Source organism: Chryseobacterium sp. MEBOG07, from assembly GCF_021869745.1.
GTDB lineage: Bacteria > Bacteroidota > Bacteroidia > Flavobacteriales > Weeksellaceae > Chryseobacterium > Chryseobacterium viscerum.
Window position 1 is genome coordinate 2,929,964 of the sequence record NZ_CP084579.1, and the last position, 18,862, is coordinate 2,948,825.

Annotated in this window: 16 protein-coding genes; 9 read left to right on the plus strand and 7 right to left on the minus strand. The window is 35.8% G+C overall.

The genetic code is table 11. From position 1 onward, the window contains the following. The first annotated feature begins 26 nt into the window (after positions 1-26). A complete protein-coding gene (gene aroB, locus LF886_RS13540; protein ID WP_236850056.1) occupies positions 27-1,073 on the plus strand; it encodes a 3-dehydroquinate synthase in 1,047 nt (348 codons plus the stop codon). A gap of 277 nt (positions 1,074-1,350) precedes the next feature. After that, positions 1,351-1,989, plus strand: coding sequence for a porin family protein (locus LF886_RS13545; RefSeq protein ID WP_103234874.1), 639 nt, complete (start codon positions 1,351-1,353; stop codon positions 1,987-1,989). 285 nt (positions 1,990-2,274) lie between these two features. Here the strand turns inward: LF886_RS13545 and LF886_RS13550 are convergent, their stop codons facing one another. Next, the gene (locus tag LF886_RS13550; protein WP_236850057.1) at positions 2,275-2,619 is read right to left on the minus strand and encodes a hypothetical protein; all 345 of its coding nucleotides are present in this window, start codon (positions 2,617-2,619) and stop codon (positions 2,275-2,277) included. Positions 2,620-2,947: 328 nt separating this feature from the next. Between LF886_RS13550 and LF886_RS13555 the strand changes: the two genes are divergently transcribed. From LF886_RS13555 to LF886_RS13570, 4 genes are all read left to right on the plus strand, one after another. Continuing rightward, entirely contained in the window at positions 2,948-3,577 is a 630-nt protein-coding gene (locus LF886_RS13555) for a porin family protein (protein WP_236850058.1), read from the plus strand. 185 nt (positions 3,578-3,762) lie between these two features. Continuing rightward, the gene (locus tag LF886_RS13560; RefSeq protein WP_236850059.1) at positions 3,763-4,347 is read left to right on the plus strand and encodes a porin family protein; all 585 of its coding nucleotides are present in this window, start codon (positions 3,763-3,765) and stop codon (positions 4,345-4,347) included. Positions 4,348-4,796: 449 nt separating this feature from the next. Next, positions 4,797-5,498, plus strand: coding sequence for a porin family protein (locus LF886_RS13565; RefSeq protein ID WP_236850060.1), 702 nt, complete (start codon positions 4,797-4,799; stop codon positions 5,496-5,498). A gap of 363 nt (positions 5,499-5,861) precedes the next feature. Next, complete coding sequence (locus LF886_RS13570; protein ID WP_236850061.1) at positions 5,862-6,581, plus strand: porin family protein; 720 nt, start codon at positions 5,862-5,864, stop codon at positions 6,579-6,581. A 106-nt stretch (positions 6,582-6,687) separates the two neighbouring features. Here LF886_RS13570 and LF886_RS13575 read toward each other — a convergent pair whose 3' ends face one another. From LF886_RS13575 to LF886_RS13600, 6 genes are all read right to left on the minus strand, one after another. Further along, the gene (locus LF886_RS13575; protein ID WP_236850062.1) at positions 6,688-7,635 is read right to left on the minus strand and encodes a glycerophosphodiester phosphodiesterase family protein; all 948 of its coding nucleotides are present in this window, start codon (positions 7,633-7,635) and stop codon (positions 6,688-6,690) included. Positions 7,636-7,777: 142 nt separating this feature from the next. Beyond that, positions 7,778-9,277: an amidophosphoribosyltransferase gene (gene purF, locus LF886_RS13580; protein ID WP_103233784.1), complete on the minus strand. Its 1,500-nt coding sequence runs from the start codon at positions 9,275-9,277 to the stop codon at positions 7,778-7,780. 137 nt (positions 9,278-9,414) lie between these two features. Continuing rightward, positions 9,415-10,137 carry a phosphoribosylaminoimidazolesuccinocarboxamide synthase gene (gene purC, locus LF886_RS13585; protein ID WP_027372243.1) on the minus strand — a complete coding sequence of 241 codons (723 nt, stop codon included), beginning with the start codon at positions 10,135-10,137 and terminating at the stop codon, positions 9,415-9,417. Between the two features lie 36 nt (positions 10,138-10,173). Beyond that, a complete protein-coding gene (locus LF886_RS13590) occupies positions 10,174-10,869 on the minus strand; it encodes a DUF3307 domain-containing protein (RefSeq protein ID WP_236850063.1) in 696 nt (231 codons plus the stop codon). A 2-nt stretch (positions 10,870-10,871) separates the two neighbouring features. Next, complete coding sequence (locus LF886_RS13595) at positions 10,872-11,477, minus strand: SatD family protein (protein WP_124531302.1); 606 nt, start codon at positions 11,475-11,477, stop codon at positions 10,872-10,874. A 459-nt stretch (positions 11,478-11,936) separates the two neighbouring features. Then, positions 11,937-13,856, minus strand: a complete 1,920-nt coding sequence (locus tag LF886_RS13600; protein WP_236850064.1) for an endonuclease — start codon at positions 13,854-13,856, stop codon at positions 11,937-11,939. 194 nt (positions 13,857-14,050) lie between these two features. Here LF886_RS13600 and LF886_RS13605 point away from each other — a divergent pair, with 194 nt between their 5' ends. The 3 genes from LF886_RS13605 (at position 14,051) to LF886_RS13615 (ending at position 18,846) form a co-directional block, all read left to right on the plus strand. Further along, on the plus strand, positions 14,051-15,190 hold the full coding sequence (locus LF886_RS13605) for an acyl-CoA dehydrogenase family protein (RefSeq protein WP_103233787.1): 1,140 nt from the start codon (positions 14,051-14,053) through the stop codon (positions 15,188-15,190). Positions 15,191-15,213: 23 nt separating this feature from the next. Continuing rightward, positions 15,214-15,711 carry a DinB family protein gene (locus tag LF886_RS13610; RefSeq protein ID WP_236850065.1) on the plus strand — a complete coding sequence of 166 codons (498 nt, stop codon included), beginning with the start codon at positions 15,214-15,216 and terminating at the stop codon, positions 15,709-15,711. Between the two features lie 204 nt (positions 15,712-15,915). Beyond that, entirely contained in the window at positions 15,916-18,846 is a 2,931-nt protein-coding gene (locus tag LF886_RS13615) for a reprolysin-like metallopeptidase (protein WP_236850066.1), read from the plus strand. Positions 18,847-18,862 lie beyond the last annotated feature (16 nt).

Here is an 18,862-nt window from a genome sequence, read left to right on the forward strand (position 1 = left end):
CATTTTAACTTTACATAAAATCGAAGATGATAACAATATTAAACGATAATTTTTCTCAGCTCAATACGTTTCTTCACGAAAAAACTTTCAGCAAAATTTTCATCCTGGTAGATGAAAATACACATGAATACTGCCTTCCTATTCTTTTGGGAAATATGGAAACAGATCTTGGCTTTGAGATTTTAGAGATTGAAGCGGGTGAGGAAATGAAAAATATCCAGACAGCCAATCAGCTGTGGGAAATTTTGACAGAGATGCAGGCAGACAGAAAAGCATTGGTTATCAACCTTGGAGGTGGTGTGATTACTGATATGGGAGGATTTGTTGCATCTACCTATAAAAGAGGAATACAGTTTATCAATATCCCTAGTACCCTTTTATCTATGTGTGATGCTTCTATAGGAGGAAAAACAGGAATTGATCTGATGCACTATAAAAACATGGTGGGAACTTTCGCTTTCCCGGAACAGATCTTTATTTTCCCAAAATTTCTGGAAACATTACCCTTTAAAGAATTAAGAAGTGGATTCGCTGAAATGCTGAAGCATGGATTAATTGCTGATAAAAATCATTGGGATCAGCTGATTCAGATTCGTAAACTGGAAGTTGAAACGGTAGTTCCCCATATTCAAGCTTCTATGAACATTAAACAAACTGTGGTAGATCAGGATTTCCATGAACAAAACATTAGAAAAACCCTGAACTTTGGTCATACAATAGGTCATGCAGTAGAAAGTTTGTGCTTACAGCAGGGAAATCCTATTCTGCATGGAGAAGCTGTTGCTATGGGAATGATTGCCGAAGCTCATCTTGCTTATCTTGAGAACCTTATTTCTGAAGAAGATTCAAAAGCGATCATTGAGAATATCCAGAGATACTATCCATATCTTGATATCAGCGATTTTAAAGATGAAGATATCACCGCATTATTATTGAATGATAAAAAGAATACAGACCGTAAAATCAATTTTTCTCTGCTTTCAGGAATTGGTTCTTGTAACTATGACCATCAGTGCAGCCAGGAAAACATCCTTGAGTCGTTATCTTTTTACCGAAAATTGAATAATGCTTAATTATTTTCTGAACTCAAATATGCTTTAAAAGGTGTTATTTAACAAAAATGTCAATTTAAACACCTTCTAAACAAATGTTTATTTAAGTAAATAATATACTGTAAATCAATTATATATTGAAAAAATCACTTAAACACTAAGTGATTTTTTTATTGATTTTACTCCTAAAAAAGATTTTTGGCAAGCAATTTGAAAGATACTCTGCGTTCAACTGAAAAGCTGAACAAGTAGTAAAATTTAAAATTAAGAAAGAGTAAAATTTAAAAAAATTAAAGTTATGAAAAAGTTAATTTTAGGATTAGCGTTAACTGCAGGAACATTCGCATTCGCTCAACAGACAACAAACACATCTTCTTCTAACCCAGTAACATTTGGGGTAAAAGGTGGGATGAACGTATCTTCACTTTCAAAAGATAGTGGTCTAGACGATCAGAAATCTAAAATAGGATTCAACGCAGGTGTATTTGCAAACATTCCATTAGCAAGTTCATTTAGTGTTCAACCGGAGGTGCAATACTCACAATACGGTAATAAATCTAATTATACTTTAGCAGGAACAAAATATTCAGCTTCTACTAAATTAGATTATATTACGGTTCCGGTAATGTTCCAGTATAACCTGATTCCTGATCTTTATGTAGAAGCAGGACCAGAATTCGGTTTCATGGTAAGTGCTAAGAACAAGTTCAAAAATGAATCTAATGGACAGTCATCTACTACAGATAACTACAAAGACAATCTAAGCACATTCAACTTTGGTATCGGTCTTGGTGCTGGATATTACTTCACACCGAACCTAGGACTTACCGCAAGATATGTTGCAGGTTTAACAGATGTAGCGAAAAACAGACCTAGTGGATCTGATGCTACAAGAAACAACCTATTCCAGGTAGGTTTAGCTTATAAATTTAAATAAGCTTACACATTCACTAACAAATTTTATATTCAATAGAAAAGATCAGATTAATATTTTTAATTTGGTCTTTTTTTATTGTAAAACGTTGATATAAGTTAGTATTTTAACAGGTGTGTTATAATATTCTCCTAATAGATTTCTAAACAATTTTTTTTCTTTTTTTGTGAAAGAACAACCTCAAATACTTCAAATATAATTGCTGCTTATTCAATAAATATTGAGCAAATAGAATAATAATAAGTTATCTAAAAAAATACAATTCAATAGGAATCGTATTTTTTTTAATTACTTCTTTGGTAAATTATTTTTTAATTCTTCTGTATATTTTTTTTTAAAAACAATTGCGCGAAGTTCACCATCTGAATTTTTATATGGTATTCCTTTGTACTCTTTGTTATTTAATACAGCCTTAACGTCTTCATATTTTAGCTTTTTATCTTCTAAGAAGAAGACTATAGGTTCTTTAATTTTAAATGATCCCAGTGCATTTTTTTCTTGTGAAGTCATTTCTTTAAGATCTTTCAAACCATTTGTTAACTCTTGTGAATTCTGAGTCTGAGCTGAAATACTCAAAGAAACAAAAAATAAGAAAACACCAAAGACTTTTGATCGTTTTTTTAGATTTTTCATCATCAATATTTTAGAATTAAGTTATAAATATATAATTATTTCAATTCCTCTACAAGGAACTTTATTATGCTAAAAACATTATCCTTTAATTAAGAAGCACAGCCATTCACTAACAAATTTTATATTCAATAGAAAATATCAGGTTAATTTTTTAATCTGGTCTTTTTTTATGTTAAATTTTTATTGAGTTCATAAAAGACTAAACATACCTCCCAAAATGTTGATTTTTCCATCTGTTAAAAAAACGATAAATTCTTTATCCATGGGATTCACGGCATATTGTTTGTTGATTGTCGGATGTTAAACAACTTAAAAATAAAACTAATCTATGAAAAAGATTTTTCTAGGCCTGGCTCTTATTGCAGGTACTTTTGCTTTTGCTCAAAGCACATCCACTTCAACTGAAACAACTGCTTCATCAACTCCTTCTAAATCCAAAATTAAATTTGGTTTAAAGGCAGGACTTAATGTATCCAACCTTTCTAATATGGATATGAATTCAAAAGCAGGATTTTATGGTGGTGTTTTTGTGAATATTCCTGTATCAAAGGATTTTTCTGTTCAACCGGAAGTATTGTATAGCGCTACAGGAGCAAAAGAAAAAGGAGGCAGTAATGCAAAACTTAATTTAGAATATGTTTCCGTTCCGGTAATGTTTCAATACAAAGCGCTTCCTAAATTTTATGTAGAAGCAGGTCCTCAATTTAATTTCTTAATGGATGCCAGATTGAAAGACAATGAAGGAAGTTTACACCTTAAAGACGCAACCAGAGGTTTTGATTTTGGAATTGGATTGGGTGCAGGTTATAATTTCACCAAAAACATCGGTGTGAATGTGAGATATACTGCAGGATTATCTGATATTGTAAATAAAAGCCAAAGATATCTTTATGGATATGACAGAACTGGTTCTGTGAAAAACAATGTATTCCAGGTAGGAGTAAATTACAAATTCTAAAGCATTATCAGCTTTTAACGACAAGTTTTTATAATTAAAGTAGATCCGGGCTCAAAATGAGCCCGGATCTTTTTATATAAATATCTTAAAAACAATAAGTTAAAAGTATTTATGAACTTTGGCACACCGTTTGTTTCTTAATGAAATGTTAAATAAAACTTAAAAACTATTAAAATATAAAACTTATGAAAAAGTTAATTTTAGGCCTTGCCTTAGTAGCAGGTACTTTCACTTTCGCTCAGAAGACTTCAACTTCTACATCTTCATCTTCTCCAGTTAGATTTGGAGTAAAAGCTGGTCTTAATGTTTCTAGCATTTCTAACAGTGATTTAAATTCTAAAGCAGGATTTTACGGAGGTGTTTTTGCAAACATTCCAGTAGCACAAGACTTCTCTGTACAGCCGGAAGTATTATACAGTGGTTTGGGTGGTAAAGCAAAATCTAACAGTAGTGCAAAAATTAATATGGATTATATCGCAGTACCAGTAATGTTACAGTATAACCTGATTCCTAATCTATATGTGGAAGCTGGTCCTCAATTCGGTTTCCTTATCAGTGCTAAAGGAAAAAGTAGCGGTGTATCTGTAGATATAAAAGACAATTTAAAAACTTTTGATTTCGGAATTGGTCTTGGAGCTGGATATTATTTCACACAAAATATCGGAGTGAATGTAAGATATACAGCAGGATTATCTGATGTTCCTAAAAACAATACTGATGATGCTTCAAGAAACGGAGTATTTCAGGTAGGTTTAGCTTATAAATTCTAAAAGCTGAATTCAGTTTTTAGACAGCAAAAACTTTATATTCAATACAAAGCCGGATTAGATTTATCCGGCTTTTTTATTGGGCTTATATTTTGGCAAGAAATTTGCGTACAGAGTAGTGATTGTACTCTATTTCGGAAATCCTCAACTTACGGTTTCTGTTTTTACAATGAAACAAGTGTTGATTCTTTTGATCAATCAATTGAATTTCAAAACTGAAATCTAACTATTACCATTATAAACTTTTTACCGAAAACTACATTAGAGTGCAGAACAGAATACTGAAAAGTATTTTGGCTATATAATTAAGATACATTTTGATTTCAATAGAAAAAGTCAGGTTTATTTGTTTAAGCTTGACTTTTTCGCTTACTGCATGATTTTTATCACATTTCCCCTTTGTGGCAGATATTTTGTCGCAATGAAGAAAAATTAAATTAAAACTTAAAATCATGAAGAAATTCTTTGCAGCGCTTGCATTCACAAGTATTCTTTTTGCAAACGCACAAGAAAAAACTCAGAAAACTTCTCCATCATCTCCTGTTACATTCGGAGTTAAGGCAGGATTAAATGGTTCTACATTGACCAGAGGAGACGGCTATGATTATGATAACAACGAAAAAATGAAAGTAGGTTTCCATGCAGGAGTATTCGCAAATATTCCGGTTTCAGCGAAATTTAGCATTCAGCCGGAACTTCTTTTCAGCCAGCTGGGATCAAAATCAGATTATAACTACAGAACAAGCTCTGGTAATTACAGAAGAACAGAGCACTATGATTACAGTACAACACTCAATTATCTTACTCTTCCTGTAATGGTTCAGTATAATATTCTTCCTCAACTTTATGTGGAAGCAGGTCCTGAATTTGGTTACTTGCTAGGTGGAAAAACAAAAGGAGACTTAACCACTATCGAGACTACCGGAAATTCAGTAAACATTGACCATACGGAACATGTTTCAAAAAGCATTTCAAACGATCTTTTTAACCGCTTCAACCTGGGAATAGGTATCGGTGCGGGGTATTATTTTACTCAAAACTTTGCAGTTACAGCAAGATTTACGGCTGGTATTACTGAAGTTTACAAATACAACCAAGAAGATAAGGTAAGAAATAATGCACTTCAGATTGGAGTCGCTTATAAGTTTAAATAGAGATATTTATTATTTTCAAAATTGATACCGGACTTTTAAGTTCGGTATTTTTTATTTCTAGTGTTAAAAATGATCCGAATAACTCATTATTTTTCTAAAAATCTATTCTGGTTTTTAAATTTTTATTATTTCTATTATCAACAATCAAGCTTTTTTACTATTGAATTTTTTTCATAAAATATCAAGTTTGGCAATCTATTTATTCATCGAAAAGTGATAAATGATTGAAAAAACACTTTCCGAAAACCACTTAGAAAGTCCTATAAATAAGCATTTTTCAACTTTGGCAAGCAATTTGCAAAATAATACGAGTCAGATGATAAATCATAAGACGCACAAATAGTAAAATTAAAAAATAAAATTATGAAGAAGTTATTTTTAGGATTAGCATTAACTGCTAGTACGTTAGCTTTTGCTCAGGAAACAGAAACAAAGACAGAAACGAAAACAGTAAATGCATCACCGCTAAAAAAAGATGTTCAACCTATTAGATTCGGGATTAAAGCAGGGGGAAACTCAGCATACTTCAGTCAACAGAAGTTCGGAATCAATACTCAACAACTAGGTTTCCACGCGGGGGTATTCGTTAATATTCCAATCTCAAAACAATTCAGCTTCCAACCAGAGGTATTGTATAACCAGATGGGAGCAAAAGATGTACTTTATTCTACAGAAACTGATAACGGTGTGACGAATGTAAAAACTAAAGCACAAAGTAGAGTAAACATGAACTATATTTCAGTTCCATTAATGGTTCAAATGAGACCTACTGATAAGTTTTATATTGAAGCAGGACCTGAATTCAGTTATTTCATTAATGGAAAAAACAAAGGAGAAACTACTGTAGCAAGTACTACTGGTGGTGTTACTACGACTACTTCAAGTTCTCACTCTGCAGATATCGACAAAGACATGATCAACCAGTTCAACTTTGGTTTAGGTCTTGGTTTAGGGTATGATATCACTTCCAATATCGGTATCAGTGCAAGATATGTAAACAGCTTGACAAAGATCGATAAGAGCAGACCTGCTGCTGAAAATAACAACAGAGTATTTCAGTTAGGTTTGAACTATAAATTTTAATTATAGAACCAATTTTTTAACCCCAAGTGCAGCCATCTGCACGCATAAAATAGCCGGAAGAATTTCTTCCGGCTATTTATTATTGTAAGTACAGCTATGTAAATGCTTACTCAAATATTCTCGGATCATCAGTGATTACACCGTCAATTCCCATCTCTTTTAATTCCTGTAATCTCTCTTTTGAGTTTACGGTCCAGGGAATCACTTTCATCCCTAATACATGGCATTCCTGTATTAATTGGGGAGTAACAAGGGTATGATCAGGACTGTAAATAGTCGGGGTAAAACTCAGGAATTTCATATCTCCTGAAACTCCATTCAGGTGGTCAGGATACATCTTGAATTTTTCTACAGAAATATTTTTAAAATAAGCCTGCTGCTGCGCCAGTTTTTTATCATCCACTTTTTCTACCAGCAAAGCGGTCATGATTTTAGGATATTGCTTATGCAGGATTTCCAGTGTTCTTGGATCAAAAGACTGAATAATGACCCTATCCTGGATTTTTTTCTCTACGATAATCTTCATCATCAGATCAACAAATTCTTTCGGTTCGGGGTGAAATATATGATCTGAGAACGGGCGGGTCTTAGTTTCTATATTATAAAAAGGCAGTGGTCTTTTCAATTCACGGGCATACGACTCGCAGGCATCTATGACGTCTGAGAAAAGTGGTTTTTGAGCCTTCATTTTCTTTTGATCAGGATAATTATTCAATTTCTTTAACCCTACATCAAAAGTTTTAATCTTTGCATAAGGCATCTCGTAGATTTTATAATAAAAACCTGAGTCTTTTGGAATATAGGTTCCATCAGGCTTTGTGACCAATTCAGGAGAAAGGAAAGCATCATGAGAAAGAATTACCTTTTTGTCTTTGGTGATAGCCAGATCCATTTCCAGTGTTGTGATATTCATTTTCAAGGCATTCTTCATGGCCGGGATCGTATTTTCGGGGTAAAGAGATTTTCCACCGCGGTGTGCCTGTTTGTCGAAAGACTGTGAAGAATAAAGTTGGGCACATACCAGAAAAATACCCGTCAAAAATGCGTTTTTCATATCCTGAAGTTTTAATCTGACAAAATTAAAACTTCGTTGTGTACTGTATAATAAAGGAATATTAAGCTTTTGCTACATTTATAAAACAAAAGAGCCAGGGACAGCCCTGACTCTTTTTGTTTTTATATTTTAATAAAAAATATTAATTGAATAATTCTACCTCCTCTCCTTTTTCTACCGGATATTCTTCAGTAAAACATCCGAAACAGTGATTGGCAGATCCTAAAATAGTTTTCAGGTTATCAATACTTAAAAACTCTAAAGAATCTACTCCCAGATAGTTTTTAAGTTCCTCTGTAGTCATATTCGCAGAGATCAAATCATCTTTAGACGGAGTATCAATTCCCAGATAACATGGAGCAATAATAGGTGGAGAAACACTTCTGAAGTGGATCTCTTTTACGCCTGCATCTTTTAAAATTTTAACCAGTCTTTTTGATGTTGTCCCACGAACAATAGAGTCATCAATGATCACTACTCTCTTATCTTTCATCTCGGAGATGATCGGGTTCAGTTTAAGGTTCACTACCCTTTCTCTCATTTCCTGTGTAGGAACGATGAAACTTCTTCCGATATATCTGTTTTTGATCAAAACAGGACGGAAAGGTATTCCTGAAGCCTTAGAGAAACCAATTGCAGCCGGAACTCCGGAATCCGGAACCCCAATAACCAAATCGGCATCTACAGGAGCCTGCTCCCAGATCTTCTCCCCTGATTTCTCTCTGATCTCATATACATTGATGTTTTCTAAGGTAGAGTCAGGTCTTGCAAAATAAATGTATTCAAAAGAACATATTCTCTGCTTTCCTTTCGCCTCATCCATCATGTAAGAGTGAAGTTTTCCAGGTTCGTTTTCATTGGTATAAATGATCTCTCCCGGAAGGATATCACGTACATACTGAGCTCCTACTGCATCCAGTGCAACAGACTCTGAAGCAACTACGTAAGATCTTTCGTCGATAGCTCCTAACACCAATGGACGAATTCCGTTGAAGTCTCTGAATGCAAAGAATTTGTTTCTTGTCATCCCAACTACAGAATAAGCTCCTTCAATCTTTTCCATCGTTGCTTTAATCGCTCCACGAAGACCTAAATCAAGGTTTTTCTGGATCAGTCTCAGGATTACCTCAGAATCGGATGTAGCTCTGAAAACAACGCCTTCAGCTTCTAATTCTGTTTTTAGTTCTCTCGCATTGGTAAGGTTACCATTGTGCGCTATAGAAAGTATAATCTGGTCATATTCGTTTTTCGCGAAAAATGGCTGGAAGTTATATTTCTTTTTATCTCCTGCAGTGGTATAACGGGTATGCCCAATTGCAGAATTTCCCATAAAAGTTTCAGGTTCCTGAATGTCTTTATAAACATCTAAAACCAGTCCTTCGTCTTTCATGTTGGTAATTCTTCCATCTTTTAAGACGGAAATACCACAAGCCTCCTGACCTCTGTGCTGTAATGCAAAAAGCCCGAACTGTGAAAGAGAGAAAGTATCCAGATCATTATCCGAATACAATCCGAAGATCCCACATTCTTCATTAGGAGCATCCAATCTTTCCTCTTCCTGAGTTCTGAAAAGATTTCTCCCGTAAGTCTGGGTTTCAAACTGTTTTAAATATTCACTTTTATGAATGTCTAAACTTTTCATTTCTATTTTTTCTAATTGTAGATCTTAGAAGTCAGATAACAGATCTCAGATTAAAGCCAACTTCAAATTTTAATTTTGTTTGAATTAACAATATTTTAGTGCCAACATCTGAAATCTGTTATCTTTTATCTGAAATCTTATTTCTGTAAAAGATTTTTAAGTCTGTTATAGATCTCAACATAAGCTTCAGTAACTTCTCCTAAGTCTCTTCTGAATCTGTCTTTATCTAATTTTTTCATGGTATCTTTATCCCATAGTCTGCAAGTATCAGGAGATATTTCGTCAGCTAAGATGATTTCTCCGTCTGAAGTTTTACCAAGTTCGATTTTGAAATCTACCAGGATGATATTGATTTTGTCAAACAGGTCGATAAGGATCTCATTGATGTCTGAAGTTAACTCATACATTTCGTCAAGCTCTTCATACGTAGCAGCACCTAAGAAAACAGCATGGTGATCGTTGATAAGTGGATCTCCCAATTCGTCTTTTTTATAGCAGATATCGAAGATCGTTACCGGAGATTTTATTCCTTCTTCCACTCCTAATCTTTGTGCCATACTTCCTGCAGAGTAGTTTCTTACTACCATTTCCAAAGGAATGATAGATACTTTTCTTACCAACTGCTCTCTTTCGTCCAATTGTTTGATGAAATGAGTTTTGATCCCTTTTTCATTTAAATATTCAAAAATAAGGGTTGTAATAGCATTGTTCATTTCCCCTTTCAGATCAACCTGACCTTTCTTTTGAGCATTAAATGCTGTAGCATCGTCTTTGAAACGTACTACTACTTCATCAGGATTATCGGTAGCAAATACCTGTTTTGCTTTCCCCTCGTACAACATTTCTTTCTTTTGACTCATAATTTTACTTTCTAAATTGTAGTTAGATTTATTGATTTATTTTATTATTATTCCTGTTAAGACAGCCAGTCCAAAACTCAGCAGTGTACCAATTAATACATATTCTGTAAGTTTTCTCTGTTTTGCCTGTGCAAGGTCGCTGAACCTGAAAACAGATTTGGCAGCTACCATGAAACCCACGCCTTCCCAGTGATTCACCATGATAAAAGTGAAAACCAGCAGACGTTCTAAAATTCCGATATATTTTCCGGCACTTGATAAAGATTCGGTTTGAATAGCGTTGGGGCCATCCGGAGCAGGGGTCCAGGATGACAATAATATTTTGATAAAAATAGAAGCAGGTGTTGTCAGAAACAATGCAGCCATGATAAGCTTTAAAAATTCCTGATTTTGTAAAAAGCTGAAGCTGAATTCCTGAAAATAAAAAGAAACTCCTGCAATGACCAGAACATGCAGCAACTGATCAATGAAAAACCATGTTTTTTTAGTTTTTACATTCTGAAAGCTAAGCTTTGCGGCATCTATCATAAAATGAGTAATCCCCACCAAAACAGCCACCCACCAAAGCTGCAGATCCCAAAGGAAAATAAGGCTTAAAGCGATGTGAATCAGAATATGAAAGTATAAAAACTTACTTTTTAGTTTATAGTTTTCCTTATCCGCAACCCATGAATTTGGCTGAAGTATAAAATCTCCGAGTAGATGTGCCAATATGAGTTTGATAAAGATCATGCCTATAGTTCTGAGATTTTCTTTCTGAAATACTGGTTGGTTTCCACGATGAGCTCATAGTTGGCTCGCTTCAGTCTCTGGCTTACAGAAGACTGTGAAATAGCAAATCTCTTGGCAAGATCTTCCTGCGTAATATCCTGGTTCATGATCATTTCATGAATAATCTCTGATGTAGCCATCGTCCAGTTATCAAAATCTTTGGATGACCATTTCAACAGAATATTAAGATCTCTGTCAACCGGGTCACTGGATGTTTTGATAGCCACGGTGTGGCCATCATTTTTAAGGTCATTCAAAAGTCTTCCGGAATTGACATACGCGGTACCATTGGATTCAGTGATCTTCTCAGAAGAAAAACTTTCCTCACCAATACCTATGGCCATTCTTACATCTAAATTTTCCTGACTTTTAATAAGAGATTTTATGGCTAGAAAACGCCAGAAAACGTCATCAATATTGCATTTGAACTGAAACTCATCTCCCCTGTAGATTTCCCATGTGAGAGGAGCGCTCCCCCATTTTTCGAGAAGATGTTTTAGTCTGGTAATCCAAACTTCAGTATCCGCATGCTGTGAATTTATAATATCACCGGTAATGACCGCTATCATACTGCAAATATAAGCATAATTACTTATATATAAAAAATATAAGCAGAAACACTTATAGATATTGATTATTAGTGAATCTGCTTATATCGATTATGTAGTAAACATAAGGTTTTTAAGACTTTATATAAAATTGCAAAATTATATAAAAACAAAAAATGGAGAAAATTTTTAAAATTACATTTCCTTTAACTCTACTTTTTTCATTTTTTTAGTGAGAAGCTATTCCTGCTATCCGCTCATACTCCTCGCTCCTTGCTATCCCAACCCCTTAACCCTCCAACCCTACACCATACTCCGGGGTAACCGCTTCTATCAGGGCTAAAACCGTCATTGCGAGCAAAGCGAAGCCATTTCATCAATTTCCTTTACCCATTATAAAAAATAAACCTCACAGGTTTTAAAAACCTGTGAGGTTTGGCTTGTCACAAAAATGATTATTATTTAAACACTGAGAAGCTTTTATTTTTTGATAAACTGATGGGCATTCTCATCAAGCTTTAAGAAATAGATTCCCGTCGGAATTCCTTGTACAGAAATGTTTTTCTTATTTCTGAACGGATCTTTCTCTGTATAAATCACTTTTCCGGAAAGATCTATAATTTGGGCTGTTTTTATTTTTTCCGTTACTCCTTTTACATAAAGGTTATCATAAACCGGGTTTGGATAAATTGTAAATTCATCATGAGAAGCAATCAATTCTGAAGTAGATAAGGTACCACCCAAATTTTGACAATAATTAGAAGGATAAGAATCCCACTCACTGATATTAAAGGTATCCGCAGGCTTATTGATTGTACTTTTTCTATACAAAGATACATTACCGTTATTGTTCGTTGTATATTTTATCCCAATAGCATCTACTGTAACCGTCTTATTATAAGCAAGCTCTACGTAGTTTCCTCCGGTAAACGTCAAAGGATCAGAAGCTGTTACAAACCTTGCCTGATCATTAGTATAACATGATAAGGTTGCTTTTGGATTCAAAATAACAAAAGTTTCATTATTCCCAATCTTACCTTCCAGTTCATACGTATCTCCACTGTAGATGGCTCCTGAACTGTTATTTTTAAACTGGATATTTATCCTGTAATTATTCAGATTAACTTCATGCCCTGTCTTATTAACTATTTCCAGCGCATTATTCTTAATAGTATTGTTGCTGTTATTGGTTCCTGATATATACTTTGTAATCATAAGATCCGGAGCATAAGAATCCGAAGCAATCGTAGAAGCTGTAACCGTATTACTAAACGGAGATTCCAGGTATCCTTTATCAAAAGCTTTTACAGTAAAAGTATAAGTCGTTGACGGGCTCAGGTGATCGATATTTACAGAAGTTCCTTTAGTAACTGTAACAGGGATTGTTGAACCATTCATATATACTCTGTATCCCAGCACGTCGGTATCGGGAGAAGCAGTCCAGTTCAAATTCACAAAATAAGCATTCTGCTGAGTTGAAACCAATGATCCAGGAGCTGCCGGAGCAACACTGTCTGGCGTTTCAGACCAAATCATATTAATCCATTCGGGATGATCAATAAATGGGTTTCTGTTTTTCTGTATGGTATAGATGCTGTTATTTCTATCAATTTCCCTTTGAGAAACAGGATCCGCTGTACTCCATTGTTTCAGCATGGCAACATAGGCAAGATCAACGGCTCTTTCTTCCGTTCCGTCAAGCGGACATTGATCTGTAGCAGGTGTTATGTTGGCTGATGTAGTATACGCTGTATTAAATGAACCTAGTTTTCCTTCATATCTTACCGCAAAGTACAATAAAGTTCTTGCGATATCCCCTTTAAATTCATTAATAGGTTCGTAAACTCTTCCGGTATAAGGATAATTGGGAATGGCCGCATTAGATATCCTCGACGTATTGGTAAAAATATAATGATTCGTATTATTTCCTATTCCATAAGGATAATTACTTCTGCGTTGGTTAATATAGGCGTCAGCAGGAATAATAAAATTAAGATCCGAATACATTGGATAATCACTGATTGATGAACTCGTACTGAACGTACTTTGCGGCATCATATGTTCTCTGTTATATCCTTGACCTTCCATACCTACCCCTGCTACCATTTGATCTACGGTATATTCATAGGCATCCGGCCCTCCAGGGATCTCAGAATACATATCTAACAGATACTGAGTATTGGAAGCATCATGGTCATAATATTTGTCAAGATCAGTCTGGCCATATAACGATTTAAGATCGTCATAATGCCAATTGACCATTTTTTCCGAAATAATATCGTGAAGTTTCGATTTCAGGGCATACCCCGTCAATCCGGCTGTTCCGTTATAATATCCGGCAGGAGCCTGCGCAGAAAAATAAGAGGAAATTAAAATGATAGGAAGTAGAATTTTTTTCATGCCTTAAAAATTGGGGGACTAAAATAGTGAAATAAAAAAAGCAAAATGCAGAATATTTTATTACGAAAGTGTTAATTTTTAAAATATAAAAAATTGAAAATTAATAGTATTGCCCTCTAAATATTATGAATGAAATAATTTTTTTTAGCATTCCGCCAATTTGGTTATCTTTGGGAACTAACTATTATTATCATATGAATACAGAGACTATTGACAACATCAAAATGATAGCGGAGACGGCTAGAGAATTTGCAGAAAAGAATATCAGACCGAACATTATGGAATGGGATGAAAGCCAAACATTTCCTAAAGATCTGTTCCACCAATTAGGTGAAATGGGTTTCATGGGGATCGTAGTTCCTGAACAATATGGAGGTTCCGGCTTAGGATATCATGAATATGTTACTATTCTGGACGAAATTTCTCAGGTTGACCCATCTATTGGTCTTTCTGTAGCAGCACACAACTCACTTTGCACCAACCATATCTATGAATTTGGAAATGAAGAGCAGAGACACAAATGGCTTCCTCAGCTAGCTTCCGGAAAAGTAATCGGAGCTTGGGGACTTACAGAGCACAACACAGGTTCAGACTCAGGAGGAATGTCTACTACAGCTGTAAAGGATGGTGATGAATGGATCATCAGTGGAGCTAAAAACTTTATTACTCACGCTATTTCAGGAGATATTGCCGTAGTAATGACAAGAACAGGAGAAATAGGAGCTAAAAATAACTCTACCGCTTTTGTTTTAGAAAAAGGAATGCCTGGCTTTACTTCCGGGAAAAAAGAAAATAAATTAGGAATGCGTGCTTCTGAAACAGCAGAACTTATTTTCGATAGTGTACGTGTACCAGATTCTCACCGTTTAGGAGAAGTAGGAGAAGGTTTCAAGCAGGCAATGAAAGTATTGGATGGTGGTAGAATTTCTATCGCTGCGCTAAGTTTAGGTACTGCAAGAGGTGCTTATAAAGCTGCTTTGAAATATGCAAAAGAAAGACATCAGTTTGGAAAGCCAATTTCAGATTTCCAGGCTATCAACTTTATGCTGGCAGATATGGCAACAGAAATTGATGCTGCAGAACTTCTTATCCAAAGAGCTTCTACATTGAAGAACGCTAAACAAAAGATGACAAAAGAAGGAGCTATGGCAAAACTATATGCTTCTGAGGCTTGTGTGAGAATTTCCAACAATGCAGTTCAGATTTTCGGAGGATACGGTTACACAAAAGACTTCCCTGTTGAAAAATTCTACAGAGATTCTAAACTTTGCACCATCGGTGAAGGTACTTCTGAAATCCAGAGACTGGTAATTGGAAGAGATATCACAAGATAACCTCACTTTTAAAATAAATACAAATGATTAAACAGGCACTTTTAGGTGAGTTTCTGCACGAAGCTGAAAACACCAGAAAAATTTTACAGGCAATCCCTGACAGCGCACTAGACTGGAAACCGTCTGAAAAGAACTGGACAACCGGTCAGCTGACTTCTCATATTGCTGAAGTATACAATTGGTACGAATCCACTTTCAATAAGGATACTTTTGATATGGGTGCGTATAAGTATGATAAAGGAGATATTTCTAAAGCTGAAAATATCTTAGCAAAATTTGAAGAAAATGTTGCCAATGCACAGAAAGTTCTTGAGAACTCTGACGAAAACACTTATTTTAATGAGTGGAAAATGGAAATGAACGGAAATGTACTTTTCCCTCCGTCTCCAAAGATTCAGGTGATAAGAGGCTTTCTTTATAATCATTTGTACCATCACAGAGGAGAACTGGTTGTTTATTTAAGATCAACCGGAAATAAAGTTCCCGGGCTTTATGGTCCCACTGCTGATGACAAAATGTAATTGAAAATATTATATTGAACAAATTAAGAATGACATATGCTGCGGTGTATGTCATTTTTCTTTTAGAGAAAGGCCTTTTCAATTATACTCAATGCATTACATAATATATTAAACGTAAAGTCTAAAATAATCTTAAAAAACTTAGTTTTCAATAACATATTTTTTATTAGCTTTGATATTCCACAATCAAATTTAATATTTAATATGAAAAAACAATTAACGCTGATTGGAATGCTCCTTATTTCGGGTATTTCTTTCGCACAGACTGACCGTCTTTGGTCCGAAGGCTCCAGAAAGGCTTCATCAGAGATTTTTGAAAACAAATCCAGCATCAGCAATCCAAAGGTGTACAACCTGAACATCAACGGATTGAAAAATGTTCTGGCAAAGGCTCCCAAAAGACTTGCAGCAGGCGAAAAATCAGAACTCATCATCTCTTTTCCCAATTCTGAAGGTAGAATGGAAAATTTTAAAGTGAGGGAGAATTCCAATTTTGCCCCTGAACTGGCAGCAAAATATCCGGATATCAAATCCTACGTAGGAGAAGGTCTGGATGATCCTAACTCTACAGTCTATTTCAGTGTTTCTCCACTCGGACTGTCATCGATGGAAATTTATGGTGATAAATCGGCAGTATTCATCGAACCTTACACTAAAGATCTTTCCACTTATGTAGTGTATAGAAAATCTGACAAAAAAGATGATCTTAACAAGTTTGAGTGTACCGTAGTAGATGCCGCACAGAAAGGAGTTTCCAACTCTGCTCTAGCTGCAAGACCTAATGCTGACGATGCCAAACTGAGAACATTCAGACTGGCTCTATCCTGTACAGGGGAATACACCACTTATTTTGGAGGTACAAAAGCTCAGGCCCTAGCCGCAATGAACACTACAATGACCCGCGTAAACGGTGTTTTTGAAAAAGATTTTGCTGCAAGAATGGTTCTGATCGCTAACAATGACGCCGTTATCTATACCAATGCATCTACAGACCCATATTCCGCAGCTTCAGGAATGAGCAGCTGGAATTCTCAATTACAAAGTACTCTAACTTCTGTAATTGGTGAAGCCAACTACGACATCGGACATTTGTTCGGAGCTTCAGGAGGCGGAGGAAATGCAGGCTGTATCGGCTGTATCTGTACAAACGGATCCAAAGGAAGCGGATACACGTCTCCAGCAGATGCTATTCCTTCAGGAGATAATTTTGATATCGATTACGTGGCCCACGAAATGGGACATCAGTTCGGAGGAAACCACACCTTCTCCATGAATAATGAAGGAACAGGTGTCAATATGGAACCGGGATCAGGATCAACAATTATGGGGTATGCAGGAATTACCAGTCAGGATATCCAACCGCATTCTGATGCATTTTTCCATGCGATAAGCATTCAGCAGATCACCAATAACATTAAGGCTAAAACCTGCTCTGTCAATACCAATACAGGAAATTCTATTCCAACGGCTAATGCAGGCTTAGACTATACAATTCCAAAAGGAACTCCATTCGTATTGACGGGTACAGGAACGGATGCTGACGGGGATTCTTTAACCTACATCTGGGAGCAGATAGACAATGCTTCTTCTTCTCAAACAGGAGCAAGTTCTGCCGCCAGCGCAACAAAAGCTTCAGGACCTAACTTCAGATCATGGGTTCCAACAACATCTCCAGCAAGATATTTTCCAAGAATGGCTTCTGTATTAACGGGGGCTACAACTACAGCCGGTTCTGAAATCACTGTGGAAGCTCTTTCTTCAGTAGCCAGATCATTAAACTTCAGATTTACCGTTCGTGACAACAAAGCGGGAGGCTCTGGAAATAATTCTGATGATGCTGTAATCACTGTGAATTCGACAGCAGGACCATTCCTGGTAACTTCACAAAACACAGCTACTACTTATGCCGGAGGAAGCTCTCAAACAATCACATGGGATGTAGCCGGAACTACAGCCAATAGTGTCAATACAGCCAATGTAGATATCCTTTGGTCAACAGACAGCGGAAACAACTGGACTACTCTATTAGCAGGAACTCCAAATGATGGTTCACAGGCTGTTACTATTCCAAATTCTACTACAACAACAGGAAGAATCATGGTAAAAGGATCCAATCACATTTTCTTTGATGTAAACAATGCCAACATCTCTGTAAATGCAGGTTCCGGAACTCCTGATACCGTTGCTCCTACAGCTCCTACCCTTGCTGCTTCAGGAACAACTGCTACTACCACTAACCTTTCATGGTCAGGGGCTACAGATAATGTAGGAGTTACAGGATATGATGTCTATCAGGGAGCTTCATTAATAGGATCTTCAGCTTCTACAACGTATACCGTAACAGGACTTACTCCTGCAACAACGTATTCTTTCTCTGTTAAAGCAAAAGATGCGGCAGGAAATGCTTCCGTTTCCAGTAATACAGTAAGTGTTACCACTCTTTCAGGAGGAACTGTTTCACATTGCTCTTCTTCAGCATCCAATACAGCGGATGAAAGAATCGGAAATGTAACATTCGGATCCATTAATAACACTTCTACAGGAACAGCAGGTTACGAAAACTTCACTTCAGTTTCTACCAACGTGACAAGAGGAAGTGCTTACACCATCTCTATCACTCCGGTTTGGACTTCTACAAAATACAGTGAAGCATATGCTGTTTATATTGACTATAACGGCGATGGAGACTTTACAGACAGCGGAGAATTAGCCTGGACAAAAGCAGGTTCTACAACCAGCCCGGTTACAGGATCTATTACAATTCCAGCTACAGCTACTGTGGGATCTACAAGAATGAGAGTGATGATGAAGTACAGCTCAATACCTACTTCATCATGTGAAGCTTTCACTTATGGTCAGGTTGAAGATTATACCCTTAATATCGTTTCTTCAGGAAAAGGAGATCTTCAGAACACAAAAGATCTGATCACAGATATTAAGCTTTATCCAAACCCGGTTAGAGACCTACTTTATATTTCCAATACAACTTCGGAAGACTACAAGATTTTCGATATGGGTGGAAAACTAATTGACTCAGGAAAACTACAGAGAGGCTCAGTGAATGTAAGCAATCTTATCAAAGGTGCTTATATGCTTCAAATTGGAGAGTCATCCAAGAGGTTTATTAAAAATTAATCAATAATAGACTTTT

Bases quoted from the DNA above. Each gene is read 5' to 3' on its own strand.
- aroB (WP_236850056.1), top strand. From the start codon at position 27: ATGATAACAATATTAAACGATAATTTTTCTCAGCTCAATACGTTTCTT.
- LF886_RS13545 (WP_103234874.1), top strand. From the start codon at position 1,351: ATGAAAAAGTTAATTTTAGGATTAGCGTTAACTGCAGGAACATTCGCA.
- LF886_RS13550 (WP_236850057.1), bottom strand. From the start codon at position 2,619: ATGAAAAATCTAAAAAAACGATCAAAAGTCTTTGGTGTTTTCTTATTT.
- LF886_RS13555 (WP_236850058.1), top strand. From the start codon at position 2,948: ATGAAAAAGATTTTTCTAGGCCTGGCTCTTATTGCAGGTACTTTTGCT.
- LF886_RS13560 (WP_236850059.1), top strand. From the start codon at position 3,763: ATGAAAAAGTTAATTTTAGGCCTTGCCTTAGTAGCAGGTACTTTCACT.
- LF886_RS13565 (WP_236850060.1), top strand. From the start codon at position 4,797: ATGAAGAAATTCTTTGCAGCGCTTGCATTCACAAGTATTCTTTTTGCA.
- LF886_RS13570 (WP_236850061.1), top strand. From the start codon at position 5,862: ATGAAGAAGTTATTTTTAGGATTAGCATTAACTGCTAGTACGTTAGCT.
- LF886_RS13575 (WP_236850062.1), bottom strand. From the start codon at position 7,635: ATGAAAAACGCATTTTTGACGGGTATTTTTCTGGTATGTGCCCAACTT.
- purF (WP_103233784.1), bottom strand. From the start codon at position 9,277: ATGAAAAGTTTAGACATTCATAAAAGTGAATATTTAAAACAGTTTGAA.
- purC (WP_027372243.1), bottom strand. From the start codon at position 10,137: ATGAGTCAAAAGAAAGAAATGTTGTACGAGGGGAAAGCAAAACAGGTA.
- LF886_RS13590 (WP_236850063.1), bottom strand. From the start codon at position 10,869: ATGATCTTTATCAAACTCATATTGGCACATCTACTCGGAGATTTTATA.
- LF886_RS13595 (WP_124531302.1), bottom strand. From the start codon at position 11,477: ATGATAGCGGTCATTACCGGTGATATTATAAATTCACAGCATGCGGAT.
- LF886_RS13600 (WP_236850064.1), bottom strand. From the start codon at position 13,856: ATGAAAAAAATTCTACTTCCTATCATTTTAATTTCCTCTTATTTTTCT.
- LF886_RS13605 (WP_103233787.1), top strand. From the start codon at position 14,051: ATGAATACAGAGACTATTGACAACATCAAAATGATAGCGGAGACGGCT.
- LF886_RS13610 (WP_236850065.1), top strand. From the start codon at position 15,214: ATGATTAAACAGGCACTTTTAGGTGAGTTTCTGCACGAAGCTGAAAAC.
- LF886_RS13615 (WP_236850066.1), top strand. From the start codon at position 15,916: ATGAAAAAACAATTAACGCTGATTGGAATGCTCCTTATTTCGGGTATT.